Source organism: Microcystis sp. M015S2 (genome assembly GCF_020245945.1).
Taxonomy (GTDB): Bacteria; Cyanobacteriota; Cyanobacteriia; order Cyanobacteriales; family Microcystaceae; genus Microcystis.
On record NZ_JADBTX010000012.1, the window covers coordinates 1 to 12,932 of the forward strand.

Here is a 12,932-nt window from a genome sequence, read left to right on the forward strand (position 1 = left end):
CGGGCTACATCAAATGTTCCAAAAAAATATAGAAGAGCTAATGCAAATTAGCCGCTATCGGTTGAAGGATTACATCAAAGGACAAAGAGCGATATCGCTTGCCCTATCTACCTTCTAGCTCGCTTGTCCCCCTCTCAGGAAATTTACCTAAATTTATCGATGAATTAATACAACTAATCGAGGGACAAATTAATGCTAAACAATTTAATGCACGTCCTTTTATTATTGACTCTATTTTAGGAGTTACTATCTGTCTTCCCTACTATCAAGATAATCCCAAAATTAATCGCTATTTACAAAGTAAACTAGCGGAAATTTTTCAAGCAGATGTAAGAACCCGCTATAAATATATTGCTCCTGTTTCTTCTCCAAAATCTCCAGCAAGAAAAATAAAAATTGGTTATATTGCCCATACTCTCCGTCGTCATTCTGTGGGTTGGTTAAGTCGCTGGTTATTTCACTATCATAATCGAGATAAATTTGAAATTTACACCTATTTTGTCAACCAAGCAGCAGACGAAATTACTGAAAAATGGTTTATAAATAACTCAGATTATAGCTATAACTTGCCAGCAAAAATTGAACAAATAACTGCCCAAATTCGTCAAGATAACTTAGATATTTTAGTGGATCTTGATAGCTTAACCAATAATACAACTTATCTAGTAATGGCTTTAAAACCAGCACCGATACAAGTAACTTGGTTAGGATTAGATGCGTCGGGAATTCCTGCTATTGATTATTTTATTGCCGATAACTACGTTTTACCCAAAAATGCTGAAGAAATTTATTCAGAAAAAATTATCCGACTTCCTAACTCTTATTTATCCGTGGATGGTTTTGAAGTGGGTGTTCCCACTAGGAGAAGAACTGATTTAAATATTCCCGATGATGCTATTATTTATCTGACCGTGCAATCGGGATTAAAACGCACCTTAAACATGATTTGTCTGCAATTGCAGATTCTCCAACAGGTTCCTAATAGCTATCTTTTAATCAAAGGTTTTGCCGACAAAGAAACCATTCGAGAATTATTTCTCAAAAGTGCCGACGAATTGGGAATTAGTCAAGATAGATTAAGATTTTTGCCCAATGATTTGCATGAGGAAACCCATCGCGCTAATCTAGGAATTGCTGATATAATTCTCGATACCTATCCCTATAGTGGTGCTACCACAACCCTAGAAACCCTCTGGATGGGGATTCCTTTAGTCACTAGGGTTGGTGAACAATTCGCAGCCCGCAATAGCTATACTTTTATGAAAAATGCTGGCATTAGTCAGGGTATAGCTTGGAGTGAGGAGGAATATGTGCAGTGGGGAATTAAGTTAGGATTGGATAAAAATTTGCGCGAAGAAGTCCGTTATCAATTACGTCAATCTCGTCATACATCTCCCCTCTGGAATGCCAAACAATTTACCAGAGATTTAGAAACTGCTTATCAACAAATGTGGAATATTTACAGCCTTTCTCATCAAGATGAAGTCTAACCTAATTTGCCATCTCCCCACACCCCACACCCCACACCCCACACCCCGCTCCACTGGTGTTAGGCCCAGAGAGACCCTAATAGCTAAAGAAACTGCACGATTAGATACCAAAGTCCCCCACAGATAGAAGATAATCAATATTTATCAGTATTGGAAGCCTTCAGCATGGTTCATTTAACGCCCAATCCTAGCTATAGTTTAAGTCTCAAGATAGAAATCCCCAATCAAGCGGGAACCTTCGCTTCTGTCCTCAATGCGATCGCCGATGTCGGGGGGAATTTAGGGCAAATTTCTCTAATCGAACGCAATTTAAAGATTAGCACCAGAGAAGTGATGGTTGATGCCGCTAGTACCGACCAAGCGGAACAGATTATCGCTGCGGTTAAAGCTCTACCGGATGTTAAACTTCTTAAAGTTTCCGATCGCACCTTCGATCTCCATCGTCGGGGTAAAATCTCCATTGAGAGTCGTATTCCCCTCACCTCCCAAGATGACCTGGCCATGGCCTACACCCCCGGAGTTGGTCGCATCTGCACGGCTATCGCCCACCAACCCGAACTGGTGTACTCATTGACCATCAAGGGCAACACCGTCGCTGTAGTTACCGATGGTAGCGCGGTATTAGGATTAGGAAATCTCGGGCCAGAGGCTGCCTTGCCAGTCATGGAAGGGAAAGCGATGTTATTCAAGGAATTCGCCGGAATTGATGCTTTTCCCATCTGTTTAGCCACCCAAGACCCCGAAGAAATCATCGAAACCGTCAAAAGAATCGCTCCGGTTTTTGGGGGTATTAACCTAGAGGATATCGGCGCTCCACGCTGTTTTGAAATCGAGAAACGTCTGCGAGCGGAATTAAATATTCCCGTTTTCCACGATGATCAACATGGTACAGCGATCGTTTCCCTGGCTGCCCTGATTAATGCCCTCAAATTGGTCAAAAAATCGCTTGATACAGTCAAAATCGTCATTAATGGTGCGGGTGCGGCGGGTATCGCCATCGCTACTCTCTTTAAAACCGCAGGAGCTACAAATATAATCCTCTGTGATTCCCTTGGTATCCTCTCCCAAAAACGGGACGATTTAACCCCAGAAAAACAAGCTTGGGCCGTAGCCGCCAGTGGTAAGCTAGGTGATGCTCTTAAAGGCGCTGATGTCTTCTTGGGGGTGAGCGCACCGGGGGTATTGACTCCCGAAATGGTCAAGGGAATGGCTAAAGATGCGATCGTGTTTGCCATGGCTAATCCGATTCCCGAAATTCAACCGGAATTAATCAATGATTTGGTGGCCGTGGTGGCTACCGGACGCAGCGATTATCCCAATCAGATTAATAATGTTCTCGCTTTCCCCGGATTATTTCGCGGGGCCTTGGACTGTCGCGCTAGGGCAATCACCGATAATATGTATCTGGAAGCGGCCAAAGCGATCGCTTCTTTGATCACTCCTGCTAATCTCGATCGAGAGAATATTATTCCCTCGGTTTTTGATGGTCGTGTAGTTACGGCTGTGGCCGCCGCCGTTCAACACGCTGCTCGTCAAGATGGAGTGGCCGGGGAATAATGTAATTATCTTGCAGGAGGGTAAGTAAACCGTGAAACCGATCGATGATATTCCCGAAGCTTTGCGGGACAACCAGTACAGAAAAACTACTAATCCCCATGGTCTCATAACGATCGCAAGCGGTTTACTCGCTCTGGTGGGAACCGGCCTAATTGCCATAGCAGTCTTGAATCGTCCCTCTGCTTCCGTAAAAAAACCGGTTATTAACCCCTCCCCCCCCATTAAAGCCACTCCTAGCCCCATTGAGAACATTCTAGGTCATTTACCCTATCAAGAGGCCCCAGAGACGGAATTAGCCCCTATTACTGGGGATGGTGCTATGCGTTTAAGGAAGGCAGCAGCCAAGGCTTTTATCCAGATGCAGAGTGACGCGAGAAGGTCGGGGGTGATTTTAATGCCGATTTCCGCATTTCGATCGAAAGCAACCCAAGAAAAGCTCTTTTTTGAAGTTAAAAAACAACGCAATCAGCAAACCCGCAAACGAGCAGAAGTGAGCGCACCTCCGGGTTACAGCGAACATCATACCGGTTATGCGATCGATATTGGCGATGGTAGCGCTCCCGCAACGAATTTAAGTAGCAGTTTTGCTAATACTGCCGCTTTTCGTTGGTTGCAAAATAACGCTGCCCAGTATAGTTTCGAGTTATCTTTCCCCGAAAATAATCCCCAGGGTATTAATTATGAACCCTGGCACTGGCGTTTTGTCGGGGATAGTCACAGTTTAGAAACTTTTTATAAAGCCCAACAATTAGGAAAACAAAAATAAGATAACCTTATCGGCAATTGCGTCCTGTAGGGGCGAAGCATTCGGACAATAACCTATCGCTGAAACCAGAGATTTTCTATCCGAATGCTTCGCCCGTACTTTTTCAACTTTTTAGAAAACCTAACAATTAGGAAAACAAAAATAGGATAACCTTATCGGCGATCAATGGCATTTTCTGGAGTTAATTACTAAAATAGGATGACATTGTCTTCTGGGTGTTTCTGATCTGTCCAAGCCGGTAGAATACTTAACAAATGAGCAAGGGGAACGAGTTGGGGTTTTATTAGACTGGAACACCTATTCTCGATTTGCCAATCCATTAGGCCTCGATCAAGATTATTTGATTGGTTTGAGTGTGGATGAATTAAAAGCACTGGCAAGTTGTCAATTGGCCCTAGTAGAGCCAACCCGTTTAGATGATTTAGTGATGAGAAATGCAGCATCTTTGCTCTGCGCTGATGAGGTAGCTGAGTTAGATGAGTTGTTGGCAAAAACAGAGCAATTAACAATTCTTAAAACCCTTGCCAGATAACCGTTTATTTGGTGATGGAATTGGTGAAGGGACAAACTTTAAGAGATATTTTAGATAAACAACCAGAAAAGAGATTAAATGAGAAAGATATTGAGTCGGTAATGAATGATTTAGTCAGTGCTTGGGAAGCAGTGCATGATGAGAAGCAAAATATTTATCATTTAGATTTAAAACCAGATAATGTCTTAATTACCGATGAAAAACGGCTGGTTTTAATCGATTTTGGGTCAGCAAGGCAAGGATTGAGAAAGAATAGTCGCAGTGTTCAAGCTTTTACTGAAAGCTATGCAGCTCCAGAGGTAATTTTAGGGGAAGATGTAGGAAGTTATAGCGATTTGTTTGAGTTGGAGATGATGTTACATGAAATGTTAACAGGTGAGCTGCCGCTCCTACGCAAGTCCCTTATGATCCTAAGGTTATCGGCGGTGGGTGATGGGCAACTATGGGGAGATAGGGGAATTTCCACTAAAACCCCAACACCCCAAAACCCCAACACCCAACCCCTGTTATACAATGGTTTTTGACTTGTTTTTTGGAAGGGAACGCTAAACTATGTATTCGATCGATATTACCCTGAAACTCTCGCCCATCCCCATTTCCGTGCAGCGCAAGGAAGAAGTGGCGGCAGACGCTTTGTATCAAACAATTATTAACGCTATGCGATCGCCGAATCCAGAATTATTAGAATTAACCTGCGAAAAACAAACCGATAAAAAGGTGGCGGTTTTGAGCGATCAGATCAGTGCGGTGATTGTGTCACAAAAATCCGGGGCTGCCTCCACTGGTAGAGCGCCGGGGTTTGTCGCTTTAGCCACAGAATAGTTCTTTAATCAGTTATCAGTGAGCAGTAACCAGTAATCAGTGAGCAGTAAAAAGACAGTAGGAAACTTCTATTTAATACTGCACACTTAAAAACTCAAATCTGATAACTGATAACTGATAACTGATAAATGATAACTGATAATTCATGACTATAAAAGTAAAAGACCTCTGGTTTAGCTGGCCGAATGGGAAATCAGTATTAAATGGCTGCTCTTTGCAAGTTCCCAGAGGAGAATTTTGGATGTTGTTGGGGACAAATGGCAGCGGTAAATCAACCCTGCTGCGGTTATTAGCGGGATTATTAAAACCTAGTCGCGGTGAAATAGAGATACCTAACCCCCTCGGTTTTGTTTTCCAAAATCCCGACCATCAGTTAGTTATGCCAACAGTGGGGGCAGATGTGGCTTTTGGGTTGGTATCCGAGGGTTTATCCACGCCAGCAATTCGGGCCAGGGTGCGGGAATCCCTAGGGGCGGTGAATTTATTAGAAATGGAAAAACGACCGATCTATGCTCTCAGTGGCGGACAAAAGCAAAGAATCGCCATTGCGGGGGCCTTAGCTCGTCATTGCGAGGTTTTGCTCTTTGATGAACCCACCGCCCTTTTGGATGGGGATACCCAGTTAGAATTAGTCTCTCAAGTGCAGAAATTGGTCAAAAACCGGGGGATTACGGCCCTTTGGGTGACCCATCGCCTTGATGAATTGGATTACAGCGATGGGGCATTTTTGTTAGAGGGGGGCAAGGTAACGGATCGGGGAAATCCCCTAGAATTAAAAGCGAGATTATTGGCAAGTGCGGCGGTTGAATCTTAAATTTTTTGTTAATATCATTAGGATGCTGTTTTTTAGAACTGCCCTTAATGCCACACGAATTACTCTCAAAGCCATGCTTAATTCTTCTGATCGTTCCCTTCTGCTGGTTGACGGCTACAACGTCATCGGTGCTTGGCCGTCCCTGAAAAAAATTAGCGATCGCCACGGTCTCGAACCGGCGCGAGACAAGTTAATTGAAACCCTAATCGGTTACACCCACCATCAGGGTTATCAAACCCAAATTGTCTTCGATTCCTACTTTCAAAACACCCCCGGCAGCCAGGAACGCTACACTAACCATTTATCGGTTTATTTTACCGCTCACGCTCAAACCGCCGACACCTATATCGAGAAAACCTGCGCCGATTTTTGGCACGATCGCGCCCCAGCTATCGAACGGATTATCGTCGCTACTTCTGATAATGCCCAAAAAATGACCGTTATGGGTTACGGGGCCGAGTGGATTTCCGCTCAACGTCTGGAAATCGAGGTGGATTTAACCGGTCGTCGTCTGAGACAATCCCAGAGTTCTTCTCAAAGTCCCAAAGGGCGTTTTTTATTCCATTCTCTCGATGCTAAGGTGCAACAGAAATTAGAGAAAATGCGCCACGGAATTAGTTATCAAAAACCTTGACAAATTACCTCAAATATGTATCGACAAAAATCCCCCGTAGAGGCACAGGTAACTGTGTCTCTAGGTTTTTAAAGGTCAGTTGCGGTCTGGGGGATTTTGTCAAAAGCTGGCCCATCTAAACCACTGGTTTCACAGTTGCAATTCTGCTAAACCTAAATAATAAATTCCCGTGGGTGTCACTTGGAAGCGACAGGGTAAAACCTTGACTCCTTTAGCCACTGCTTGACGCAATAACTGCCCGTATTTAGCATCTTTACTATCCCCCGGAGCAAACCGGTCACAATCACCCCGATTAATAAAGTAGAACATAATCGCCTCCGCTGCCGGCAATAAAGCCATTAATTCCTGTAAATGCTTCTGTCCCCGCGTGGTGACAGTATCGGGAAAAAGGGCCGTTTCTCCCTGATTCCAAGTGGTATTTTTGACCTCGATATAGGTGAGGGATTTATCGCCATGGGTCAAAAGAAAATCAATTCTACTGCCATTATTTTGACCGTAGGCCACTTCCGATCGCACCTCGGTGTCATTTTTGACCAAATCGGGAAAAACTCCTTGCAACAGGGCATTTTTCACCACCTGATTAGGAAGATTGGTATTAACTCCCACCCAAGTCTCCCCCAGTTGAATCATCTCCCAGGTATAAGCTAATTTTCGCTTCGGGTTATCACTGCGAGAAAGATAAACCGGTTGACCCTCTACACATACATCCGTCATCGGTCCGGTATTAGCGCAATGGGCCGTAATTAATTCTCCGTTGTCCAGTTGTATCTCGGCAAAAAAGCGTTTGTAACGTTTAATTAAAATACCCTTGACAAGAGAAGGGTATGTGTGAACTAACAAAGAAGTCATCAAATTTTCGCCAGGCTATATAAGGTAAAGAATAGCCTTTTTTTGGGAGCTTAACCTGAAGACAGGAGACCTTTCAGTTATCAGTGAACAGTGATCAGTAAACAGTAATCATAGTATTTTCCTTTATTCGTAGCAGGCATTTTACTCTCTTGGGTTTGGTGGGTAAAATGTATTCTAAAATACATTCCTGCTGGCGAGCAAATGGAACGAACCACAAAAAAGGACACAAAGATTGATCGGTGTTATATAAGTTAAACTTATCACACAAAGAATAAGAGAGCCGGCATTTTACTCCCCTCTCCCTTTGGTTGTGGGGGTAAGGGAAATTAACCATCTCTGCGATTACTTTTGAAAAATGGCATCAGTGACAAAAAAACGGCAATTTTCTACTTAAGACTGTCCACTAAAAACTCACATCTGATCACTGATAACTGATAACTGATAACTGATAACCGCTCAGGTACAATAAAAGCTTGAGGCTTAGTAGATATTGAGATTATGGGTAACACTTTCGGACGACTATTTCGGGTTTCCACTTTTGGAGAATCTCACGGGGGTGGGGTAGGAGTGGTTATCGATGGTTGTCCTCCGCGCTTAGAAATTTCCGAAGAGGAGATACAAATCGATTTAGACCGTCGCAAACCGGGACAAAGCAGAATCGTGACCCCGCGTCGGGAAAATGACATTTGTGAGATAATTTCGGGCGTTTTTGACGGCAAAACCCTCGGTACACCGATCGCTATTCTAGTGCGGAATCAGGATGCTCGTTCGCAAGATTACAACGAAATGGCCGAGAAATTCCGACCTTCCCACGCGGATGCCACCTACGAGGCAAAATACGGCATTCGCAACTGGAAAGGAGGAGGCAGATCCTCGGCCCGGGAAACCATCGGCCGGGTGGCCGCAGCAGCGATCGCTAAAAAAATCCTTAAATCTGTCTATAATGTCGAGATTATCGGCTATGTGAAGCGAATTAAAGATATTGAGGCAATCATCGACCCCAACACCGTCACCCTCGACGAGGTGGAAAGTAATATAGTGCGTTGTCCCAACGGGGAAACGGCCGCCCAAATGATCGCCCTGATCGACCAAATTCGCCTGAATAAAGACTCGATCGGCGGTGTGGTGGAATGTGTAGCCAGAAATGTGCCGAAAGGTCTAGGAGAACCCGTTTTTGATAAGCTAGAAGCCGATTTAGCTAAGGGGATGATGTCCTTACCCGCGAGTAAGGGATTTGAAATCGGATCGGGATTCGCGGGAACCTTCTTAACCGGCAGCGAACACAATGACGAGTATTTTATCGATGATAACGGGGAAATTCGCACCACTAGCAATCGTTCAGGAGGCATCCAAGGGGGAATCAGTAACGGTGAAAATATTATTATCCGCATCGCTTTTAAACCCACCGCGACTATCGGTAAAGAACAAAAAACCGTGACGCGCAGCGGGGAAGAAACCACCCTGGCAGCCAAAGGAAGACACGATCCTTGCGTTTTACCCCGGGCCGTCCCCATGGTAGAAGCGATGATGGCTTTGGTATTATGCGATCATCTGCTCCGTTTTCAGGGACAATGTACGATTAGCGATCGCTTTTTCTAAACCTTTACCCGCGATGAAATTTTTATTCCTTCATTCCAATTTTCCCGCCCAATTTCGCCATTTAATCACGGTTTTGGCTCAAGACCCCGGAAATCAAGTGATTTTCGGCACTACCAGGCAAGAGGGAGAGATAGCGGGGGTAAAAAAATTTATTTACAAGGAAAGTCGCGCTGTTTCTCCCCAAACCCATCATTATGTCCGTCCCCTCGAAAGTGCGGTTTTACAAGGTCAAGCGGTTTATGGTGTTTGCCAACAACTGAAAAATCAAGGATTTTATCCCGATATTGTCTATGCACATTCTGGCTGGGGGCCGGGCCTATTTATCAAGGATATTTTCCCGAAAACTAAGTTTTTAGCCTATTTTGAATGGTTTTATCATGCCCATGGTTCCGATGCTGATTTTGATCCGGCGGATCCCCTTAATGCTGATGCCGAAGCCCGGATTAGAATTAAAAATGCGACGATCCTCATCGATATGGTCAGTTGCGATCGAGGTTTATCGCCGACTATCTGGCAAAAACAACAATTTCCCCCGGAATTTCACTCGAAACTCACGGTTTTGCACGATGGCATCGATACGGACTATTTCTGTCCCCGTCCCGATGTGCAGTTAGTGATTCCAGAGATAGGTTTAGATTTATCGGGTGTTAAGGAGATTGTCACCTATGCAACCCGGGGAATGGAACCCTATCGCGGTTTTCCCCAATTTATGACGGCTGTTTCCCTAATTTTAGCCCGTCGGCCTAACTGTCATGTGGTGATTGTCGGGGAGGATCGGGTCGCTTATGGGAAAACTCTACCGGACGGCAAAACCTATAAACAATTGATGTTAGAAAGCCTTTCTTTGGATTTATCCCGGGTGCATTTTACCGGTTCTCTGCCCTACGGTCAATATAAACAGGTTTTACAGGCATCGGCGGCCCATATCTATCTTACCCGTCCTTTTGTGCTGTCCTGGTCAATGTTAGAGGCTATGGCCATGGGTTGCGTCGTGATTGGTTCCGATACTCCCCCTGTGCGAGAATTAATTACTGATCGGGAAAATGGTTTATTAGTGGATTTCTTTTCTCCCCAACAAATAGCCGATCGCGTGGATGAAGTGTTAGATTATCCCCAGGGTTGGCAAAATCTGCGTTTAAATGCCAGGGAAACTATCAAGCAACGCTACGACCTCAAGCAATGTTTACAGGATCATCTAGATTGGTTATTGAGTTGATGAAATGAGAGCATTTTCCCAAAAATACTGTCTTTTAAATGATTAATATCGCTATTAAATTCTTTCTCTTACAATCCTAATTCCTTCCTAAGCAGGAATATTGCCTACTCGTCTTTCTTCTAATAATACGGAGGCGATGAAACGGTTAAAAACTTGTTCCCTTGTGATGGAATATTGAGAATTTAATTCTCGGCATTCTGCAACTGTTAAGTTAACCCATAATCTTTATATAGGCAGAAAAAATTACCATTTTATATTGTTATGTTGATTCAATAATTTTTATCCCTGATCTAAATTCCCGCAGTGCTTGAGCATGATTTTCTGTGTTAATACAACGCATCAATAAACCTACATCTAAACTCGGTAAAAGTTGCGATTTACTAACAGCTTTATATCCCTCATTTCCTAAACTATAAAACAATAATTCATCATTCATCCAAAACCAAACTTCAGGGATTTGTAACCGTTTGTATGCTTCCAGTTTATTAATTCCTCCACTACTAACAACCACCTCAATCACTAAATCAGGATGTTTTCTATTGGCTCCCAACTCATAGGATTTATCACCTTCTCTTTTAACCTTTTCAAATTCATTTTCTAAGGTGACAGAACCAGTAGGAGTAAAATCTAATCCCAAAAATTCTAAATAAATTTCTAGTAAAGCACCAATACGTTCTTTGATGGTTTCGTGTTTTTTCCCTGGCATTTTTCTAATCTCCAAAACTCCATCTAAAAAAGATAACCTTAACCCTGGGCGATCAATTAGCTGTTCAACAGCTTTAAATTCTCTCCAGGTTAAGTCACTAATTAAAATTGGTTCTGCTTCTCGTTCAATGAGTGTAGTTATCATAATTTAAACCCAAATTTAGAGCGTGAATTTTGTTCACTATGATATGATATAAAAACAGAGTATCATAAAAAACATCATGCAAGCATACAAACTCAAAGGAAAAATTGATTCATCTGGTAACTTGCTGATTACCGAACCCCTGAACTTACCCCCCGGAAACGTGGAAATTGTAGTTTGGGCAGCCACAGACACCCTTGATCATACCACAACCCCAACCACTGAACCAGCACCAGAAACACCAAAAAGAAAATCTAGGATCAAAGCATTTCAGGGTTTATTTGAAAATGCCCCTGCCATTCCGGCAGACTTTGATCCAGATCAAGCTAAATATGAATATTTAAAGGAGAAATATAACCTGTGAAAATCCTGATAGATACTAATATCATTATTGATAATGCCTTAGAGAGAGAACCTTTTTGGAATGCAAGTGAACAAGTTTTATCACTAATTGAAAAAGGCACAATTGCAGGTTATATTTCCGCCTCAACTTTTAGTGATTTGTATTATATTATCCGTAAGGCAAGAGGTCGAGATTGGACGCTTACTTATTTAAAGCAGTTAATTAATTTTTGTCAAATTGCTACAGTAAATCAGGCCGCAATTATAATGGCTTTCACAACCAATTTTCAGGATTTTGAAGATTCTATTCAATACTCTACTGCGGTAGTTAATCAATTAGATGCAATTATTACCCGTAATCCTCAAGATTTCCCCATTGTCACACCACGAATTATCACTCCTGAACAATTAATTGCCGAATTAACCAACTCTCATTAGATGGTGGTTTTAGTAATGTATCAAGAGCATAAAAAATGTCTAAACTTAAAGAGTTCACCTATTACCAAAATTCTATGACTCGCTGGTTTAATATTGCCGGTCCCTGTTCCAACGATATCCACTATATGCTCTCTCCCACAGTCAGATTACCAGATTTAGAGGAGCTAATTCAACAACGTAGTTATTTTGTTCTTCACGCACCACGACAAACAGGGAAAACCACCGCTATGTTATCCCTAGCAAAACAACTTACCGATAGAGGAAATTATGCTGCAGTCATGGTATCGGTAGAAGTAGGAAGTGCATTTAATCATGATCCTACTGCCGCAGAATTAGCAATTTTAGGAACTTGGTATAATACAATTGAGGATAGTTTACCGATCAAATTACAACCACCTGCTAAACAATGGCAACAGGAAGAACCAGGAAGCAGAATAAAGGCTTTTTTAAGAGGTTGGGCAAAAGCTATCAATCGTCCCATAGTATTATTTATAGATGAAATTGATTCCTTACAAGACCAAACATTAATTTCAATTTTACGACAATTAAGAGATGGTTTTCCCAATCGTCCTGAAAATTTTCCCTCATCGGTAGGATTAATTGGTTTACGAGATGTGAGAGATTATAAAGTAGCATCGGGAGGTAGTGATAGATTAAATACATCTAGTCCTTTTAATATAAAAGTTGCTTCTCTGACTATGCGAAATTTTAATCTTGCAGAAGTGGGAGAATTATATCAACAACATACAGCAGCAACAGGACAAATTTTTACACCAGAAGCAATAGAAACAGCTTATGATTTAACCCAAGGACAACCTTGGCTAGTCAATGCTTTAGCTAAAGAAATTGTAGAAAAAATGGTAAAAGATAGAAATATTACTATTACCAAAAAACACATTTTAACAGCCAAAGAAATATTAATTTCTCGTCAAGATTCTCATTTAGATAGTTTAGCGGAAAAACTCAGGGAAAAACGAGTTAAAAATATTATTGAACCGATTTTAGCAGGGCAAACCTTACCCGATA

At 42.4% G+C, this 12,932-nt stretch carries 14 protein-coding genes and 2 pseudogenes; 13 read left to right on the plus strand and 3 right to left on the minus strand.

Going from position 1 to position 12,932, the window contains the following annotated elements; genetic code table 11:
• Positions 1–137 precede the first annotated feature (137 nt).
• From IM473_RS02275 to IM473_RS02310, 8 genes and pseudogenes are all read left to right on the plus strand, one after another.
• A pseudogene (locus IM473_RS02275) lies at positions 138–1,490 on the plus strand (O-linked N-acetylglucosamine transferase, SPINDLY family protein); the annotation flags it as partial.
• Between the two features lie 165 nt (positions 1,491–1,655).
• A complete protein-coding gene (locus IM473_RS02280) occupies positions 1,656–3,047 on the plus strand; it encodes an NAD-dependent malic enzyme (protein WP_287659394.1) in 1,392 nt (463 codons plus the stop codon).
• 31 nt (positions 3,048–3,078) lie between these two features.
• Positions 3,079–3,813, plus strand: coding sequence for a M15 family metallopeptidase (locus IM473_RS02285; RefSeq protein ID WP_287659395.1), 735 nt, complete (start codon positions 3,079–3,081; stop codon positions 3,811–3,813).
• Between the two features lie 340 nt (positions 3,814–4,153).
• The gene (locus IM473_RS02290) at positions 4,154–4,345 is read left to right on the plus strand and encodes a hypothetical protein (RefSeq protein WP_287690337.1); all 192 of its coding nucleotides are present in this window, start codon (positions 4,154–4,156) and stop codon (positions 4,343–4,345) included.
• 11 nt (positions 4,346–4,356) lie between these two features.
• Positions 4,357–4,869 (plus strand): serine/threonine protein kinase, encoded by a 513-nt coding sequence (locus tag IM473_RS02295; RefSeq protein ID WP_287659406.1) that lies wholly within the window; start codon positions 4,357–4,359, stop codon positions 4,867–4,869.
• 28 nt (positions 4,870–4,897) lie between these two features.
• A complete protein-coding gene (locus IM473_RS02300; RefSeq protein ID WP_287659397.1) occupies positions 4,898–5,167 on the plus strand; it encodes a UPF0367 protein family in 270 nt (89 codons plus the stop codon).
• A gap of 145 nt (positions 5,168–5,312) precedes the next feature.
• A complete protein-coding gene (locus IM473_RS02305; protein ID WP_287659398.1) occupies positions 5,313–5,981 on the plus strand; it encodes an energy-coupling factor ABC transporter ATP-binding protein in 669 nt (222 codons plus the stop codon).
• A gap of 22 nt (positions 5,982–6,003) precedes the next feature.
• A complete protein-coding gene (locus IM473_RS02310; protein WP_287690338.1) occupies positions 6,004–6,615 on the plus strand; it encodes an NYN domain-containing protein in 612 nt (203 codons plus the stop codon).
• A gap of 129 nt (positions 6,616–6,744) precedes the next feature.
• Here IM473_RS02310 and sfsA read toward each other — a convergent pair whose 3' ends face one another.
• Positions 6,745–7,464: a DNA/RNA nuclease SfsA gene (sfsA, locus tag IM473_RS02315; RefSeq protein ID WP_287659400.1), complete on the minus strand. Its 720-nt coding sequence runs from the start codon at positions 7,462–7,464 to the stop codon at positions 6,745–6,747.
• An 80-nt stretch (positions 7,465–7,544) separates the two neighbouring features.
• Positions 7,545–7,728, minus strand: a pseudogene (locus tag IM473_RS22450) (hypothetical protein).
• Between the two features lie 234 nt (positions 7,729–7,962).
• On the opposite strand from IM473_RS22450, the gene aroC reads away from it, so the two are divergent.
• Together aroC and IM473_RS02325 are read left to right on the plus strand one after the other, a co-directional pair.
• The gene (gene aroC, locus IM473_RS02320; protein WP_287659401.1) at positions 7,963–9,063 is read left to right on the plus strand and encodes a chorismate synthase; all 1,101 of its coding nucleotides are present in this window, start codon (positions 7,963–7,965) and stop codon (positions 9,061–9,063) included.
• A gap of 13 nt (positions 9,064–9,076) precedes the next feature.
• Positions 9,077–10,279 carry a glycosyltransferase family 4 protein gene (locus tag IM473_RS02325; protein WP_287659402.1) on the plus strand — a complete coding sequence of 401 codons (1,203 nt, stop codon included), beginning with the start codon at positions 9,077–9,079 and terminating at the stop codon, positions 10,277–10,279.
• A gap of 259 nt (positions 10,280–10,538) precedes the next feature.
• Here the strand turns inward: IM473_RS02325 and IM473_RS02330 are convergent, their stop codons facing one another.
• Positions 10,539–11,129: a Uma2 family endonuclease gene (locus IM473_RS02330; RefSeq protein ID WP_287659403.1), complete on the minus strand. Its 591-nt coding sequence runs from the start codon at positions 11,127–11,129 to the stop codon at positions 10,539–10,541.
• A 76-nt stretch (positions 11,130–11,205) separates the two neighbouring features.
• Here IM473_RS02330 and IM473_RS02335 point away from each other — a divergent pair, with 76 nt between their 5' ends.
• The 3 genes from IM473_RS02335 to IM473_RS02345 form a co-directional block, all read left to right on the plus strand.
• Complete coding sequence (locus IM473_RS02335; RefSeq protein WP_287659404.1) at positions 11,206–11,490, plus strand: hypothetical protein; 285 nt, start codon at positions 11,206–11,208, stop codon at positions 11,488–11,490.
• Positions 11,487–11,906, plus strand: a complete 420-nt coding sequence (locus tag IM473_RS02340) for a type II toxin-antitoxin system VapC family toxin (protein ID WP_287659405.1) — start codon at positions 11,487–11,489, stop codon at positions 11,904–11,906. The genes IM473_RS02335 and IM473_RS02340 overlap by 4 nt, the downstream gene beginning before the upstream one ends.
• Positions 11,907–11,980: 74 nt before the next feature.
• The coding region (locus IM473_RS02345; RefSeq protein ID WP_287690340.1) for an ATP-binding protein at positions 11,981–12,932 on the plus strand (952 nt) is incomplete at its 3' end.